The sequence below is a fragment of the Pseudomonas sp. W22_MBD1_FP4 genome (genome assembly GCF_052113765.1).
Taxonomy (GTDB): Bacteria; Pseudomonadota; Gammaproteobacteria; order Pseudomonadales; family Pseudomonadaceae; genus Aquipseudomonas; species Aquipseudomonas sivasensis.
The window spans coordinates 206,169-223,402 of record NZ_JBGQOI010000005.1 but is presented as its reverse complement, the minus strand read 5'-3'; the positions used below and the strand labels follow the sequence as shown (position 1 = coordinate 223,402).

The 17,234-nt window shown below is 60.0% G+C and carries 10 protein-coding genes; 8 read left to right on the top strand and 2 right to left on the bottom strand.

The genetic code is table 11. The annotated features are described in order from the left end of the window. The 8 genes from atpA to ACEN2T_RS09510 all read left to right on the top strand — a co-directional run bounded on the left by atpA (nt 1) and on the right by ACEN2T_RS09510 (nt 9,091). Nucleotides 1-1,545, top strand: a complete 1,545-nt coding sequence (atpA, locus tag ACEN2T_RS09545; protein ID WP_003177064.1) for a F0F1 ATP synthase subunit alpha — start codon at nt 1-3, stop codon at nt 1,543-1,545. A gap of 50 nt (nt 1,546-1,595) precedes the next feature. Next, nucleotides 1,596-2,456 (top strand): F0F1 ATP synthase subunit gamma, encoded by an 861-nt coding sequence (gene atpG, locus ACEN2T_RS09540; RefSeq protein WP_010565870.1) that lies wholly within the window; start codon nt 1,596-1,598, stop codon nt 2,454-2,456. A gap of 27 nt (nt 2,457-2,483) precedes the next feature. Then, nucleotides 2,484-3,860 (top strand): F0F1 ATP synthase subunit beta, encoded by a 1,377-nt coding sequence (atpD, locus tag ACEN2T_RS09535; protein WP_003177062.1) that lies wholly within the window; start codon nt 2,484-2,486, stop codon nt 3,858-3,860. Nucleotides 3,861-3,904: 44 nt separating this feature from the next. Then, on the top strand, nt 3,905-4,321 hold the full coding sequence (locus ACEN2T_RS09530; protein WP_032885166.1) for a F0F1 ATP synthase subunit epsilon: 417 nt from the start codon (nt 3,905-3,907) through the stop codon (nt 4,319-4,321). A 122-nt stretch (nt 4,322-4,443) separates the two neighbouring features. Next, the gene (gene glmU, locus ACEN2T_RS09525) at nt 4,444-5,811 is read left to right on the top strand and encodes a bifunctional UDP-N-acetylglucosamine diphosphorylase/glucosamine-1-phosphate N-acetyltransferase GlmU (RefSeq protein ID WP_442116607.1); all 1,368 of its coding nucleotides are present in this window, start codon (nt 4,444-4,446) and stop codon (nt 5,809-5,811) included. A gap of 228 nt (nt 5,812-6,039) precedes the next feature. Then, a complete protein-coding gene (locus ACEN2T_RS09520; protein WP_024078249.1) occupies nt 6,040-6,807 on the top strand; it encodes a DeoR/GlpR family DNA-binding transcription regulator in 768 nt (255 codons plus the stop codon). Between the two features lie 10 nt (nt 6,808-6,817). Continuing rightward, on the top strand, nt 6,818-8,650 hold the full coding sequence (gene glmS, locus ACEN2T_RS09515) for a glutamine--fructose-6-phosphate transaminase (isomerizing) (protein WP_032885169.1): 1,833 nt from the start codon (nt 6,818-6,820) through the stop codon (nt 8,648-8,650). A gap of 60 nt (nt 8,651-8,710) precedes the next feature. After that, nucleotides 8,711-9,091, top strand: a complete 381-nt coding sequence (locus ACEN2T_RS09510) for a hypothetical protein (protein WP_095185265.1) — start codon at nt 8,711-8,713, stop codon at nt 9,089-9,091. Here the strand turns inward: ACEN2T_RS09510 and pbpC are convergent. Next, nucleotides 9,088-11,385, bottom strand: coding sequence for a penicillin-binding protein 1C (gene pbpC, locus ACEN2T_RS09505; RefSeq protein ID WP_442116606.1), 2,298 nt, complete (start codon nt 11,383-11,385; stop codon nt 9,088-9,090). The two genes, ACEN2T_RS09510 and pbpC, sit on opposite strands and share 4 nt — an antisense overlap. After that, the gene (locus ACEN2T_RS09500; protein WP_442116605.1) at nt 11,366-17,176 is read right to left on the bottom strand and encodes an alpha-2-macroglobulin; all 5,811 of its coding nucleotides are present in this window, start codon (nt 17,174-17,176) and stop codon (nt 11,366-11,368) included. Before ACEN2T_RS09500 ends, pbpC begins: the two co-directional genes overlap by 20 nt. Between the last annotated feature and the right edge of the window lie 58 nt (nt 17,177-17,234).

Genomic DNA, 17,234 nt, shown 5'->3' with positions numbered 1-17,234 from the left:
ATGCAGCAACTCAATCCTTCCGAAATAAGTGAAATTATCAAGGGCCGCATCGACAAGCTCGATGTGACCTCCCAAGCCCGTAACGAAGGCACTGTCGTCAGCGTATCTGACGGCATCGTGCGGATTCACGGTCTGGCCGACGTTATGTACGGCGAGATGATCGAGTTTCCGGGCGGCGTCTACGGTATGGCCCTCAACCTGGAGCAAGACTCCGTAGGTGCCGTTGTATTGGGCGCATACACCAGTCTGGCTGAAGGCATGAGCGCCAAGTGCACAGGCCGCATCCTGGAAGTTCCGGTTGGTAAGGAACTGCTGGGTCGCGTAGTCGACGCACTGGGTAACCCTGTTGACGGTAAAGGTCCACTGGGCAACACCGAGACCGACGCGGTCGAGAAAGTTGCTCCAGGCGTGATCTGGCGTAAGTCGGTAGACCAGCCTGTACAGACTGGCTACAAGGCTGTCGATGCCATGATCCCTGTCGGCCGTGGCCAGCGTGAGCTGATCATCGGTGACCGTCAGATCGGTAAAACCGCTCTGGCGATCGACGCGATCATCAACCAGAAGAACAGCGGCATTTTCTGCGTCTACGTAGCTATTGGTCAGAAGCAATCGACCATCGCCAACGTGGTTCGCAAGCTGGAAGAAAACGGCGCCCTGGCCAACACGATCATCGTGGCTGCCAGTGCTTCGGAATCTCCTGCGCTGCAATTCCTGGCACCGTACTCCGGTTGCACCATGGGTGAATTCTTCCGCGACCGCGGTGAAGACGCGCTGATCGTTTATGACGATCTGTCCAAGCAAGCAGTGGCTTACCGCCAGATTTCCCTGCTGCTGCGCCGTCCACCAGGCCGTGAAGCTTACCCAGGCGACGTGTTCTATCTCCACTCCCGTCTGCTGGAGCGTGCATCCCGCGTTTCCGAAGAGTACGTAGAGAAGTTCACCAACGGCGCAGTGACCGGCAAAACCGGCTCCCTGACCGCTCTGCCGATCATCGAAACCCAGGCTGGCGACGTTTCCGCGTTCGTTCCGACCAACGTGATTTCCATCACCGACGGTCAGATCTTCCTGGAATCGGCCATGTTCAACTCGGGCATCCGCCCTGCAGTGAACGCCGGTGTTTCGGTATCCCGTGTGGGTGGTGCCGCTCAGACCAAGATCATCAAGAAGCTCTCCGGTGGTATCCGTACCGCTCTGGCTCAGTACCGTGAATTGGCGGCATTCGCCCAGTTCGCTTCTGACCTGGACGAAGCGACCCGTAAGCAACTTGAGCATGGTCAGCGCGTTACCGAGCTGATGAAGCAGAAGCAATACGCCCCAATGTCGATCGCTGACATGGCGTTGTCGCTGTATGCCGCTGAGCGTGGGTTCCTGACCGACGTTGAAATCGCCAAGGTCGGCAGCTTTGAACAAGCGCTGATTGCTTACTTCAACCGCGATCACGCCGAATTGATGGCGAAGATCAACGTGAAGGGTGACTTCAATGACGATATCGACGCTGGCATGAAAGCCGGTATCGAGAAGTTCAAGGCCACCCAAACCTGGTAAGCCGCAGCGGGAGCCGCAAGGCTCCCGCTTGCTAACCTGATAGGTGTTACATGGCAGGCGCAAAAGAGATTCGCAGTAAGATTGCGAGCATCAAAAGCACGCAAAAAATTACCAGCGCCATGGAAAAAGTGGCGGTAAGCAAAATGCGCAAGGCACAAATGCGCATGGCTGCTAGCCGTCCTTATGCGGAGCGTATCCGCCAGGTAATTGGGCATCTGGCCAACGCCAACCCGGAATACCGCCACCCGTTCATGATCGACCGCGAAGTTAAGCGTGTGGGTTATGTGGTAGTGAGCAGTGACCGTGGTTTGTGCGGTGGTTTGAATACCAACCTGTTCAAGGCCCTGGTCAAGGACATGGCGGTAAACCGCGAAAACGGCGTCGAGATCGATCTGTGTGTTGTTGGTAGCAAGGGTGCGGCCTTTTTCCGTAACTTCGGCGGTAACGTCGTTGCAGCTATCAGCCACCTGGGTGAAGAGCCGTCGATCAATGATTTGATCGGCAGTGTGAAGGTGATGCTGGATGCGTACCTGGAAGGCCGGATTGACCGCCTCTCCGTGGTATCCAACAAGTTCATCAACACCATGACCCAGCAGCCAACCGTGGAGCAATTGATTCCACTGGTGGCGACTCCGGATCAGGAACTCAAGCACCACTGGGACTACCTCTACGAACCAGACGCCAAAGAGCTGCTTGACGGCTTGATGGTGCGCTACGTGGAGTCGCAGGTGTACCAGGCGGTGGTCGAGAACAACGCAGCTGAACAAGCGGCGCGGATGATCGCGATGAAAAACGCTACCGATAACGCCGGTGATCTGATCAGCGATTTGCAGCTGATCTACAACAAGGCGCGTCAGGCTGCGATCACCCAAGAGATCTCGGAAATCGTCGGCGGCGCTGCCGCGGTTTAACGGTTCAAATATTCAGAGGATCCAGCTATGAGTAGCGGACGTATCGTTCAAATCATCGGCGCCGTTATCGACGTGGAATTTCCACGCGACAGCGTACCGAGCATCTACAACGCGCTGAAAGTACAAGGCGCGGAAACTACTCTGGAAGTTCAGCAGCAGCTGGGCGACGGCGTAGTTCGTACCATTGCGATGGGTTCCACCGAAGGCTTGAAGCGCGGTCTGGACGTAATCGACTCTGGCGCAGCCATCTCCGTACCGGTCGGTAAAGCGACTCTGGGCCGGATCATGGACGTACTGGGCAACCCGATTGACGAAGCTGGTCCGATCGACACCGAAGAGCGCTGGGGCATTCACCGTCCAGCACCTTCGTTCGCGGAACAAGCTGGCGGCAACGACCTGCTGGAAACCGGCATCAAGGTTATCGACCTGGTTTGCCCGTTCGCCAAGGGCGGTAAAGTCGGTCTGTTCGGTGGTGCCGGTGTAGGCAAGACCGTAAACATGATGGAACTGATCCGTAACATCGCCATCGAGCACAGCGGTTATTCCGTGTTCGCCGGTGTGGGTGAGCGTACTCGTGAGGGTAACGACTTCTACCACGAGATGAAGGACTCCAACGTTCTGGACAAAGTGGCACTGGTTTACGGTCAGATGAACGAGCCGCCGGGAAACCGTCTGCGCGTAGCACTGACTGGCCTGACCATGGCCGAGAAGTTCCGTGACGAAGGTAACGACGTTCTGCTGTTCGTCGACAACATCTACCGTTACACCCTGGCCGGTACTGAAGTATCCGCACTGCTGGGCCGTATGCCTTCCGCAGTAGGTTACCAGCCGACCCTGGCTGAAGAGATGGGCGTTCTGCAAGAACGTATCACTTCGACCAAGGAAGGTTCGATCACTTCGATCCAAGCGGTATACGTACCTGCGGATGACTTGACCGACCCATCGCCTGCGACCACCTTCGCCCACTTGGACGCCACCGTCGTTTTGTCCCGTGACATCGCTTCCCTGGGTATCTACCCAGCGGTCGATCCACTCGACTCGACTTCGCGCCAGCTGGACCCGAACGTGATCGGCCAGGAGCACTACGATACCGCTCGCGGCGTTCAGTACGTGCTGCAGCGTTACAAAGAACTGAAGGACATCATTGCGATCCTGGGTATGGACGAGCTGTCGGAAGCCGACAAGCAGTTGGTAAACCGTGCTCGTAAGATCCAGCGCTTCTTGTCGCAGCCGTTCTTCGTGGCTGAAGTCTTCACCGGTGCTTCGGGTAAATACGTTTCCCTGAAAGACACCATTGCTGGCTTCAAAGGCATCCTCAACGGTGACTACGACCACCTGCCAGAACAAGCGTTCTACATGGTCGGCGGCATCGAAGAAGCGATCGAGAAAGCCAAGAAACTGTAATCCAGGCGCCCGGAAACGGGCGCTCATCAGGTTGAGGCAATCAGATGGCTATGACAGTCCATTGCGATATCGTCAGCGCGGAAGGGGAAATCTTCTCCGGTCTGGTAGAAATGGTGATTGCACACGGCGAACTCGGTGACCTGGGTATTGCCATGGGCCACGCGCCGTTGATCACCAGCTTGAAGCCAGGTCCGATCACTCTGACCAAGCAAGGCGGGGAACGTGAGGTGTTTTACATCTCCGGTGGTTTCCTTGAGGTTCAGCCGAACATGGTCAAGGTACTTGCCGACACCGTGCAACGTGCTGGCGATCTGGATGAAGCCTCCGCTCAGGAAGCCGTCAAGGCTGCTGAGAAGGCCCTGAACGAAAAGGGTGCGGACTTCGACTACAGCGCTGCTGCTGTACGTCTGGCCGAGGCTGCAGCCCAGCTGCGCACGCTCCAGCAGATCCGCAAGAAGTAAGCGGCTACGCCGTGATGCTTATGCGCGATTGATTAAAAAGGGTAGCCTCGGCTACCCTTTTTCTTTTTTAGCAAAACACATCTTTGGTCTGAAGCCGGACCGTCCAGGATTGGTAGCCATTCATGTCTCTTGAAATCGTCATTCTCGCCGCAGGCCAGGGCACCCGCATGCGCTCGGCCCTGCCCAAGGTGCTGCACCCGGTGGCCGGCAACTCCATGCTTGGTCATGTTATCCACAGCGCCCGGCAGTTGGACCCAAAACGCATCCACGTAGTGATCGGCCACGGTGCCGATGCAGTGCGTGAGCGCTTGGCTGCGGATGACCTGAATTTCGTATTGCAGGACAAACAACTGGGGACCGGCCACGCCACCGCGCAAGCTGTGCCGTTCATTACCGCTGACACCGTGCTGATCCTCTACGGCGACGTGCCGCTGATCGAAGTGGAAACCCTGCAACGCCTGCTTAAGCACGTAGTGCCTGGTCAGATGGGCCTGCTCACCGTGGAGCTGGAAGACCCCACCGGCTACGGACGCATCGTGCGCAATGCCGATGGCAAGGTCGCGGCCATCGTTGAGCACAAGGACGCCAGCGAGGCCCAACGTGCCATCACTGAAGGCAATACCGGTATTCTCGCCGTCCCTGGCAACAAGCTCGCCGACTGGATGAGCCGTCTGTCCAACAACAACGCTCAGGGTGAGTACTACCTCACCGACGTGATTGAGATGGCCGTGAGCGATGGCCTGCGGGTAGCTACCGAGCAGCCCCACGACCCTATGGAAGTGCAGGGCGCCAACGACCGCAAGCAGTTGGCCGAACTGGAGCGTCACTACCAACTGCGAGAAGGTCGCCGCCTGATGGCTGAGGGCGTGACCCTGCGCGACCCTGCGCGTTTTGACGTACGCGGTGAGGTCACCGTGGGGCGCGACGTGCTAATCGACATCAACGTGATCCTCGAAGGTCGCGTAATCATCGAAGACGACGTAGTCATCGGCCCGAACTGCGTGATCAAGGACAGCACCCTGCGCAAGGGCGTGGTGATCAAGGCCAACAGCCATATCGACGGCGCGGTGATGGGCGAGGGCAGCGATGCTGGCCCGTTTGCTCGGTTGCGTCCGGGCACTGTGATGGGGGCCAGGGCGCATGTCGGCAACTTCGTCGAACTGAAAAATGCACGAATGGGCGACGACGCAAAGGCCGGCCACCTTGCCTACCTCGGCGATGCGGTGATCGGTGCTCGCAGCAACATCGGCGCTGGCGCAATCACCTGCAACTACGACGGCGCCAACAAGTACCAGACCACTATTGGCGAGGACGTATTCATTGGCTCGAATAACTCGCTGATTGCGCCAGTGACGATCGGTGATGGTTCGAATACTGCCGCAGGCTCAACCATCAACCAGGATGTGGATAAATCCCAACTGGCCGTAGCTCGGGCCCGCCAACGCAATATCGACGGCTGGAAACGCCCGGTCAAAATCAAAAAGACCTGAGTTATCCACAGCCTCATCAGCAGTGCTATCCAAATGTGGGAGGGGGCTTGTCCCCGATGGCGGATTTTCAGTCAATGTTCTAGTCGACTGATCTACTGCAATCGGGGGCAAGCCCCCTTCCACATTTAGCCTGCGTTGTTTGAAGAATCTGTTCCAGACGCTTGACGATATAGTCCTAATAGGTTTTGATTGCCTTCGTTATCTTTCGAAACGAAACTTATCAATACCATGTCGAAACGAAATACACCCCAACGACGCCACAACATCCTGACCTTGCTCAACGAACAGGGCGAAGTCAGCGTGGACGAATTGGCCAAGCGTTTCGAAACCTCCGAAGTCACTATCCGCAAGGACTTGGCCGCCCTAGAAAGTAACGGCCTGTTGCTGCGCCGCTACGGTGGTGCGATCACCATGCCTCAGGAACTGGTAGGCGATCCTGCCCAACCGATCTCGGCCTACAAGCGTGCGATCGCCCGTGCTGCCGTGATGCGTTTGCGGGAACACGCCCGCATCATCATCGACAGCGGCAGCACCACCGCCGCCATGATCCCGGAACTGGGCCACCAGCCCGGACTCGTGGTCATGACCAACTCCCTGCACGTAGCCAGCGCCTTGAGCGAATTGGAACACGAGCCGGTGCTGTTGATGACCGGTGGCACCTGGGACCCGCATTCGGACTCGTTCCAGGGCCAGGTCGCCGAGCAGGTGTTGCGTTCCTACGACTTTGATCAATTGTTCATCGGCGCCGACGGCATCGATCTGCAGCGTGGCACCACCACCTTCAACGAATTACTGGGTCTGAGCCGTGTGATGGCCGAGGTCGCCCGTGAAGTGGTGGTGATGGTCGAATCCGACAAGATCGGCCGCAAAATTCCCAACCTGGAACTGCCCTGGAGCAGCGTCCATACCCTTATCACCGATGATCGCCTGCCGCTTGAGGCCCGCGACCAGATCCAAGCCCGCGGCATTACGCTGATATGCGCGGCAATCATCTAGGAGAAGCACCATGTGTGGAATTGTTGGCGCAGTCGCCGAACGTAACGTTACCGCCATTCTGATCGAAGGCCTCAAGCGCCTTGAATACCGTGGCTACGACAGCGCCGGCGTGGCCGTCTTCACCAACGCCGGCAAGCTTGAGCGCATGCGTCGCCCGGGCAAGGTCAGTGAGTTGGAACAGGCCCTGGCCGGCGAACCGCTGGTAGGTCGCCTGGGGATTGCCCACACCCGCTGGGCCACTCACGGCGCACCGTGCGAACGCAACGCCCACCCGCACTTCTCCGGTGACCTGGCCGTGGTGCACAACGGCATCATCGAAAACCACGAAGTGCTGCGCGAACAGCTCAAGAGCCTGGGGTACGTGTTCACCTCAGACACCGACACTGAAGTCATCGCCCACCTGCTCAATCACAAGCTCAAGGACCACAGCGACCTGACCACCGCCCTCAAGGCCACGGTCAAGGAACTGCACGGCGCCTATGGCCTGGCCGTCGTCAGTGCCAGCCAACCGGACCGTGTGGTAGCCGCCCGCAGTGGCAGCCCGCTGGTGATCGGCCTGGGCCTGGGCGAGAACTTTCTCGCTTCCGACCAACTGGCCCTGCGTCAGGTCACCGACCGATTCATGTACTTGGAAGAAGGCGATATCGCCGACATACGCCGTGAAAGCGTGGCGATCTGGGACGTTAACGGTAATTCCGTCGAACGCGAAGCCGTGCAATACCGCGACGGCGCCGAAGCGGCCGATAAAGGCGAATACCGCCATTTCATGCTCAAAGAGATCCACGAGCAACCTGCCGTGGTCCAGCGCACGTTGGAAGGTCGACTGAGCCAGAGCCAAGTGCTGGTCAACGCGTTCGGCCCCCAGGCCGCCGAGCTGTTCGCCAAAGTGCGCAATGTGCAGATCGTCGCTTGTGGTACCAGCTACCACGCCGGCATGGTTGCCCGTTATTGGCTGGAAGACCTGGCTGGCATCCCGTGCCAGGTCGAAGTCGCCAGTGAGTTCCGCTACCGCAAGGTGGTGGTGCAGCCTGATACCCTGTTCGTGACTATCTCCCAGTCCGGCGAAACCGCCGACACCCTGGCCGCGCTGCGCAACGCCAAAGAGTTGGGCTTCCTCGCCAGCCTGGCGATCTGCAACGTCAGTATCAGCTCCTTGGTACGTGAGTCCGACCTGACCCTGCTGACCCAGGCGGGTCGCGAAATCGGCGTAGCTTCCACCAAAGCCTTCACCACCCAACTGGTTGGTTTGTTGCTACTGACCCTGTCCCTGGGCCAAGTGCGAGGCACCCTGGCCGAAGGTGTTGAAGCTACCTTGGTGGAAGAATTGCGCCGCCTGCCGACTCGCCTGGGCGAAGCACTGGCCATGGACAGCGTCGTGGAAAAAGTCGCCGAGCTGTTCGCCGACAAGAACCACACCCTGTTCCTTGGCCGTGGCGCGCAGTACCCGGTGGCGATGGAAGGTGCCCTCAAGCTCAAGGAAATCTCGTACATCCACGCCGAAGCCTACCCGGCCGGCGAGCTGAAACACGGCCCGTTGGCCCTGGTGGATGACGACATGCCGGTGGTCACTGTGGCGCCGAACAACGAACTGCTGGAAAAGCTCAAATCCAACCTGCAGGAAGTACGCGCCCGTGGCGGCCAACTGGTGGTATTCGCCGACGAGAAGGCGAGCATGATCAATGGCGAAGGCACCCACGTCATCAACATGCCGCACATCAACGACACCTTGTCGCCGATCCTCTACACCATCCCGCTGCAGCTGCTGTCGTACTACGTGGCCGTGCTCAAGGGCACTGACGTAGACCAGCCGCGTAATTTGGCCAAGTCGGTGACAGTCGAGTAATACCTCGCTCACCTGGAGGCCCATCGGGTCTCCAGGTTTCAACGCAAGGACGCCACGTTGATGCCATCTTCCTTTCCCCACCTCGGCGAGCGTTTGCACAATCGCCGATTTGTGGTCGCGAATAACACCCATGGGCTTTCCGGTACCGGCACGGTGTTTCATTACCGTGTCGACGGTGATGCCCTATCCAGCACCTACCAAGGCGGCCGAATCCGCACGGGGACGCAAGTCGGTCGCGTGACCGGCGCCGATACCATTGAGCTGCTTTTTCAGTGCCTGACGCTGGACGGTGAGCTGCTGTCCGGTTGGTCGCGAGGCACAGTGAGTGTGGATACGTCTGGGCGTACCAGCCTGAGCTTTGTATGGGGTTGGTTATCGGGTGCGACCGGAGGCGGGGAATCGAATTATGTTGAGCTTGCTGAGGGTGACAACTGCTCCTAAGGCACAAACTCCACCCGCAACCCCCGACTCGTGCTGCGCCCTTGATCATCACTCACCCGCAACCGATATTCCCCTGACTTACCCGGCCTCCAGTTCAGCGTGGCTTGCGGCGGGCCTTGGCCGATCAAGGTTTGATCAGCGAACCAGTACAGCGTCGCCGCATCGCTGGCCGCATTCGCGTTCAGCGGGATGCTTTCCTGGGGTTGAGACAAGCGCAGTTGGTAGCTCACCTGAGTCAGTGGCGAGCGAATCTGCGGCGCTTCGCTCTGGTCGGTGATGCGGTTGGGTTGGCAGTTTTTCATCACGTTGGGCGGGGTTCGGCGGGGCAGGCCGGCTGCTCGGTACAGGCGTTGAACGTCGCTGGGCCAGAACTCGAAGATGTCCTCTCGTGTGTATTGCGGATCGAACGGCGGGCACGCGGCTTTGCCGGTGCGGGTGTCGATCAGCACCGGGCGGTGCAGGTTGGAAACGCGGATCGGCGAGACGCCGGGGATGTACCAGGTCTTGCGGGTTTGCGGGCACCAGCGGTTGGGCAGCTCACCGGAGGCAGCGCAGACATCAATGCGCACCAGCCCCGCGGGCGGCTTGTCGGCTTTGATCGCGACGTTGGGTAATGCCAGGGGCAAAGCGTCAGCAATGCGGAAGAATAGCGGCGCGGCGGTCTTGGCACCAATAAACGCTGGATTTGGCCGACCATCGAAGTTACCCACCCACACCACCAACACATACGGTCCGACCAGTCCGGCGCTCCACGCATCGTGAAAACCCCATGACGTACCGGTTTTCCAGGCGGTTCGCCAATGGCGGCCGGGCAGGCCATCTGGGCGTGGGTTGCGGCGCAGCATGTCGCGCACCATAAACGCGGCCTGCGGGCTGAGCAGTTGTACGCCGGTGGTTTGCGGCTGTTGCTGCAAGTAGCGCAACGGCCGTAAATGCCCGTCTCCCGCCAACATCACATACAGCCGCGCCAGCTCCTCCGGGGTCATCTCGCCGCCACCCAGTGCCAGGGCCAGGCCGTAATGGCTTTCGTCGCGCAGGCCTTTGATGCCGGCGCGTTGCAGCAAGCCGTATAGAGAAGGCGACTTGACCTGGCTGGCCAGCCACACGGCGGGGATATTGCGACTACGGATCAACGCATCCCGGGCCGTCAGTGGGCCGACAAAACTGCCGTCGAAGTTTTCCGGTTGGAAGTAGCCGAAGTTACTCGGTAAGTCCTTGAGGATGCTCATGGGGTGGATCACCCCTTGGTCCAGCGCCAGCCCATAGAGAAACGGTTTGAGCGTAGACCCCGGCGAGCGCCGTGATAGCACACCATTCACCTGTCCATGGATGTCTGTGGATAAGTAGTCCGCTGAGCCCACCAGCGCCTTGACGCTCTGATCGCGGCTGTCGACCAGGATCGCGGTGGCGTTCTCCACCCCGGTGCTGCGCCGTTCGGCGATAAACCCGGTGATCAGACGTTCCAGCAATTGTTGCAAAGGCAGATTGAGCGTGCTGTTCAACTCGTTACCGGCTTGAGCTGCCAGCAATTGCTCGCTCAAGTGTGGCGCCAAAAAAGGAATCTCCTGGCGGTTGCGCGCTTCCAAGGGCAAGTCCAGCAAACTGTCATTACGCGGGTCTTGTGGATAAGTCTCGCGCCAATCAGCCATCAAGCGCAGCCGGGCGTTTTGCAGCGAAGGCCCGAAGCGTGCTCGACGGCCGGGCTGTTGGGGGATTACCGCCAATGCCAACGCTTCGGACAGCGACAAGTGCGCCGCCGCCTTGCCAAAGTAGATGCGACTGGCCGCTTCGGCGCCTTCGATATTGCCGCCCATGGGCGCCAGGTTCAGGTAGGCCTCAAGGATGTCGTGCTTGCTGTAGCGCGCTTCCAGCCACAGCGCCAACGCCATCTGCTGCAATTTGCCGGGCACTTGGCGGGTGTTGAGATCCCACAGGCGCCGCGCCAGTTGCATGCTCAACGTCGAGCCGCCTTGGCGCTGGCCTCCGCTGTAGGTGGCCATGGCCGCCCGCAGCAACGCCGGGGGATTGATCCCCGGGTGCCAGTAGAAATTGCGGTCTTCCTTGAGCAGCAGTGCCTCAATCAATGAAGGTGAAATGCGCTCCAGTGGTAGCCATAGGCGATATTGACCGTCCTGGGCCAGCGTCATACGCAACAGCGAGCCGTCATCGGCCAATACGACCCTGGAGGAGGTAATGGCCTGTTCCAGCGGCGCATGGGGCCAAAGCCGCACGCCGGCCAGTAACGCCGCAGCTGCCAGCAGCGGCGTCAGACGTTTAAGGCTTGGTAATTTCAAGCTGGCCTACTTTGCCGCGTCCCTGCAGGGTGGTTTCGTACATGCCTTCGGCGTAGGCCGGTGGCGTATTGAACGTCCCTGCGTTGGTGGCGCGTACGCGGTAAACGAAAGTGCCTACATCACGTAGCGCAGTGCCGTACAACACCACCCGATCATCCCGCACATCCACGTAGTCTGGCTGCCAGTTGCTCAGCTCGGTTTCGCCGATGGGGGCTTGCCAGGTGTCAGCTTCCTCTTCGCTGGCTTCTACGTACTCGGATTCTTCGCCTTCGCCTTCGCTTTCCTCGCTGCTCGCGGCTTCCGGCTCTGGAGGCAAGTTATACACAGGCTCGACACCGCCGGGCAGCAAGTCGACCACGGCCACTTGCTGCACTTGGTCACGGTCGGTAGCCCGCAGGCGCAAGCGCACCAGGAACTCATCACCCACGGCTACCTTACTCACCGGCTCGCCTTTGAGGTCGAGGTATTCGTGGATGATTTCCAGGCCGTTGTTGATGGCTTTGAGCTTGGCGCCTTTATCAAAACCGGCTTCGCTGAGCATGTAGAACGCTGCCGGGCCATCGGATTTTTCCATGACCAGCTTCTGCGTGGCGCGCGGTACGGCGGCGCGCGGTGGCTGGCCGGCCATTTCCAGCAGTTGTTGCTGCTTATCGCCCAACCAGGCGGTGGTCTTGAGGGTCATGTCGCTTTGCGCGCGCTGGCCATAGTTGTCCAGGGCGCGCAGCAACAATGCCGCCGACAGCGAATTGTAGCGCTGCTCGTTGAGGCGTTTGCCGAGCTTATCCAGTAGCGCCGTGGGCACGTCATCCATCAGTTCAGGGAAATGGCGCGCCAGCAGGTGCAAGTGTTCGGCGTCGTGCACCAGCGGGTCGTAGTACAGGCCGTCGCTGTCCCACTTATCCACAAGCGAACGCCACGGGATTTTGCGGAACAGCGTATCGGCCTGCCGATCCTGCTTGAGCAGTTTGTAGCTGGCAGCCAGGTAGGCGGCGCCCAGGTCGTTCTGCCAGCTGTCCTTGAAGTAACTCTCGTAGCGTTCGCGTATATCGCTCAAGGCGCCGCTCACCAGAATCCCCTGACGGCTCAGCAGGTAACTGGCGTAGGCACGGTTGCGCAATTCCGACAGGCCTTCGCTCGGGCCGTTGGCGAGGTCTGTCAGATACGCGTTGGAACGCACCAGCAGGTCTTCCGGCACCGGCAGCCCGCGCTCCTTGGCTTCGATCAGGAAATCAGTGGCGTACAGGCTGGCGTACGGCGCCACGTCAGGGTTGGCTGCCCACAATCCAAAGCCACCGGCCTGGTTTTGACGCTGGCGCAACATGCGGACCGCGCTGCTGAAGGCTTGTTCAGCCTCGGGTGCGGTGCCGCCCCAGATCAATGCCGGCATGGCCTTGGACACCAATTGCTCGGTGCACGCATAGCCGTAGTCATCCAGGTAATGCTTGAGGCCGTTGGCCCATACCAGCGGCGAGGCGGCCACGCCCAACTGCACATCACGCAGCTGGCTGAACAGTTCACGTGTGGGCTTGAGTTCTTTGCTGGCGCTCTCGAAACGGCCCAGGCTCAGAGCGACGCGGTGTTCGCTCAAGGGGCGGATTGACGTGGTTTCCGCCACCTGGATCCGCTTGCCATCCGGCAGCACCGCGACAAAGCGCAGGTCTGCCGAACCGAGGGTGTCGCCGACCTTGATCTTGAATTCGGCAGTGCCTTCTTTGCGCGGTTGCAGTGACAAGGTGCTGCCCTTGTTGCCCTGCACCACGAGGCCTGCGCTGGTCTGCACTTCAAATTTCACATCCGCTGCCGCGTCGAGGTTGCTGAACACCCCGGCGCTGACGTTGAACACATCCCCCGGCGCCACGAAGGCCGGCACGTTGGGCGTGATCACGATCGGCCCGCGCACGTCGGTAGTGGTCTCGCTGACGCCCACGCTGTCGGTATCCACCGCGACGGCAAACAGGTGCAACTTGCCGTTGAAGCTGTCGGGTACCTGGTAATGCAGCACGGTTTCACCGACCGGCAAATCCACCAGCCCGGACCACCACGCCACTGGCGGCTGATGTTTGCGTTTGAACGGGTTGAGGAGATTGGCCAGGGCGCCTTCCGTATCGCCTCCAGGCGCCGCCCCACTGAGCAGGCGGCTGAACTCCGGCAGGATCAGGTCAAGAATCTGACTGGTGCCGACTTCCAGCGCACGCTTCTGGAAGAAGAAACCCAGCGGATCAGGCGTTTGATAGCGCGCTACTTGCAGGATGCCTTCGTCCACCGCGTAGATCACGGCGCGACCCGGGCGGTCGGTGTTGACCTTAATGTCGAGGGTCTGCCCCGGCTCGATCTTCGCCGGGCCGTCGACCTTCAGTGCCATGCGCCGCGCGTCCAGGTTGATGCTGAAGGGCACCACACCGTAGGAAAGCGGGCTCATATAAACCTCGGACGAACCGATGTCCCGCACGAACTGCACGTTGACGTAGGCATTGCCCTCAAGGCCCGCAGGCACGCGGATATGTTGCACGCTGTTGGTGCTGTCTGCCTTGAACCACTGCTGGGTGTAGACCTTGTCGCGCTCGATGGTGATCAAGCCCGCGCCGGTGTACGGCGCGCGAATGCTGATGGCGATCTCATCACCGGTGGCGTAGCTGCGTTTATCCAGGCGCAGTTGCAGCTCGGCGTTACGCTCCAGGGAGCGCGAGGTGTTGCCGCGCCCGGCCACGCTGTAGTCGATCTGGTTGAGCAGGTTGCCGTTGGCGTCCTTGAGTTGCAGAGTGAAATCCCCTGGCGTGCCGGTGTTCAGGGTCTGCTTGGCGCCGTCTTTGGTCATCACCAGCGGTGAGGCCGGTTGGCTGATGTTCTTGATACGTGACTCGTACTTGTAGGTGCCGTTGGATTGCTTCACCAGCACCGACACATAACGGTGCTCGACCACTTCGCTGGTCAAGCCATCCACCGCAAGCGGTGTGAGGTCTGGCGCGACGGCCAGCCATTGCACCTGGCGCGGGGCGTCCTTAGCGACGTATGACAGCGAATCCTGACTTTTCACACCCACCAGGTACGGCGCGGACGACACCAGCAGTGCACTTTGCGCCGCCACGTTGCGGCCACCTTCAGCCTCGAACACCTGGGTCATCACTTGCAAACGATAGGTGCTGTTGGCGAAACGTTGCAGGTTGAGGTCGAGCACGGCCTGGCCGTTATCGTCGACGGTTGTTTCGGCCAGGTCTTCGGTGCTGGCGTCTTCCAGGGAATCATTGAGGCGGAAGCGGTAATCGGGGTAACGGTCGAATGCCGCGAGCGTCGGGCTCAGTGACATTTTTGCAGTAACGCGACGGCCCGAGGCCGGGGCGCCGAACAGGTGCATGGCGGTGACTTTAGCCACCACTTGGTCCGGGGGAATCCAGCCCTGCACCGGCGTGTCGTGCAGGCTCAAACTGACCTTCATGCGGTCCGGCTCGAAATCGCGGACTTTGAAGCTGACACTGCCCAGGTCTGTGCGCGTTTGCTTCTGGCCAATCAACTGCAAGGTCGCGGTGTATTCCCCGGCTGGGGCCACTTCGCTGCTGGGGAAATCAAAGGTTTCAAACCCGCTGGCGGAGAGCTTCAGTGGCTGGCGAATCACTTCCAGACCGCGCGGGTCGGTGATTTGCAGCTCCACCGGCAGACCTTGCAAGGCGCCTTTCCAGTTGCCGCTGCGCACGATCATGCCCAGGTGGGCGGTTTCGCCGGGTCGGTACAGGCCGCGGTCGGTAAACAGGTAGGCGCTGAGGCGATCAATCGCACCGTCTTCTTCCAAACCGCCTACATCAAAGCGCGACAAATCCAGCTGCTGGGACTGACGGGCGATTGGCAGGAACGATTGGTCATTGCCGCGACTGACCACATACATAAGCGGCGTTTTCTCACGGCGCAGTTCATCCAGCTTGGCGAAATGCACATGGCCTTCGCCGTCCGTGTGACCGCTGCTCACCGGCAAGCCATTGCGACCGATGATGTCGACTTGCGCGTCGGCCACCGGCGAACCATTACCGATGGACTGCACATACACGTCGTGACTGCCGTCGCTGGAGCGTTTGGCGATGATGCCGAGGTCGGTCACTACGATAAACCGCAGGTCGCTGGTACTGCTGCGTTCATATTCGAACGTACGCTCGGCCGGTTCATCCTGTGGGCTCAGCTTGAGCACGAAAATGCCGCGACGGCCGCCGTTGGCGGTGAGGTAGTGGCTCAAATCTACGTTGTCGTAGACGGTTTTGGCCGGGTCATTGGATGACAGAGGAATGTCCAGAGACTGACGCTCGACCATACGATCGAAGTACTCATTGCCAAAGTTCGGCCGCGCAAAACTGCCGCTGCTCTGGTCCACCAAGTGTTGCAACTGGTTGGGCAACAGGCGGGCGATTTCCACGTGGGCGCCGGGCACTCCCCTGGCCATGAAGCCCAGGCGTTTCTCGCCAGTGAGGCTGAGCAGGGCGCCGTCAGACAGGAACTGCAAGGTGCGCGGATACGCCGGCATGCTGACCAGCGACGCCGTAGGATCCTTCGCCAGATAGCCGCCGATGGCCTCCAGGTTAGCGGGCACGCGTACATACAGCGCACGTCCGGCAGGGGCCTTGAACTTGAAGGCGTGCAGGGTGTTCAGCGGTTCGACGCTGGGCACGTGGGTCAGGTTGACCTTGGTGCTGCGGGCGAGCAGGGCGTCGTCGATCTCATTGGTGTTATAGGGGCGGGTGTCGTCCTGGGCTTTTTCCGGCAACAGCCAGGCTTGGACTTTACCGGCGATGGTGTCATCGGCTACAGCGCTGGAACTGCTGAACATCAGCACAGGCTCTGGCTCTGCGCGTTCGTTATCCACAAAGCTGATTTCGGCGCCCGTAAATGTCAGGCGATAGCGACCGGGTACGGTGACTTTGGCCACCAACGATGCGGCGCTGGCGTTGCCGCCATCGCGGGCCTTGATGCCTTCGTCGAGTTTGGCGCTGACCGGGGTGCTTTCCAGCGGGGTGGCCAGGGCTGCGGAGCGTACGTAGGCGTTGAGTTTTTTCTCGTCGAAGGTGATCTCCGGGCGATTTGGCAATTGGGCGTCGCGGTAGGTCAGGCCTTTGTCGAGGGTCACCGTTACGTGCTTGCGCAGGCTGTCTTCATCCACAGGGTGGGAAAAATGGAAGGTCGCCACCAGCTGCTTCAGCGTCGGGTTGGATGGATCCTGGTACAACTCGTTGGCGGCCAGGGTGGCGCGGAACGGTTGGGTGGAGAACTGGGTGCTGTACTGATCCAGCAATACGCCATCTGCCAACAGGTTTTTCTTGGCCAGATCAAGGGTGTAATGGGCGTCGATAGGCCAGTCTTTCTCCGGCACGAACAACAGGCTACGGTCATCCGCCCAGCGCCAGGTGCCTGCGACCTCGGGCTTTAGGGTAATGCCCTCGGTGACGGGTTTGCCGATGGCCGCAAGGGGCGCCACGGACTCGGCGAAGCGCACTTGCAAGTTATCCACAACTGGCGTTGGCTGGGTGTAGTCAGTCAGGTTGGGCTTGTGCAGCGAGTAGCTCGCGGTATGCGGCTGCGGCAGATTGGAATACCAGTGCCAGCCGTAGAAGCCAGCGGCCACGAGCAGTGCTAGCCCGAGCACTCCGGCACCCGTTTGACGCGGGTAAGCACGGGCTTTACTCCCAAGTTTTTCCACGCCACGGCCGATAGCACGCAGCCATAGCGGAGGATGCCATTGGCCGAAAACGGCCCCCACCACGGTCAGAAACACGCCGACAACACGACGGCTGATGGCTTTGAGCGAATCGAACATGGTGAGCATCCCTGGCTAAGTGCGGCGTATCTTACAGCGTCTTTGATACAAAAGATGA

Coding starts and splice junctions, on each gene's coding strand:
- ACEN2T_RS09500 (WP_442116605.1), bottom strand. CDS start 17,176: ATGTTCGATTCGCTCAAAGCCATCAGCCGTCGTGTTGTCGGCGTGTTT.
- glmU (WP_442116607.1), top strand. CDS start 4,444: ATGTCTCTTGAAATCGTCATTCTCGCCGCAGGCCAGGGCACCCGCATG.
- atpG (WP_010565870.1), top strand. CDS start 1,596: ATGGCAGGCGCAAAAGAGATTCGCAGTAAGATTGCGAGCATCAAAAGC.
- ACEN2T_RS09510 (WP_095185265.1), top strand. CDS start 8,711: ATGCCATCTTCCTTTCCCCACCTCGGCGAGCGTTTGCACAATCGCCGA.
- glmS (WP_032885169.1), top strand. CDS start 6,818: ATGTGTGGAATTGTTGGCGCAGTCGCCGAACGTAACGTTACCGCCATT.
- atpD (WP_003177062.1), top strand. CDS start 2,484: ATGAGTAGCGGACGTATCGTTCAAATCATCGGCGCCGTTATCGACGTG.
- ACEN2T_RS09530 (WP_032885166.1), top strand. CDS start 3,905: ATGGCTATGACAGTCCATTGCGATATCGTCAGCGCGGAAGGGGAAATC.
- ACEN2T_RS09520 (WP_024078249.1), top strand. CDS start 6,040: ATGTCGAAACGAAATACACCCCAACGACGCCACAACATCCTGACCTTG.
- atpA (WP_003177064.1), top strand. CDS start 1: ATGCAGCAACTCAATCCTTCCGAAATAAGTGAAATTATCAAGGGCCGC.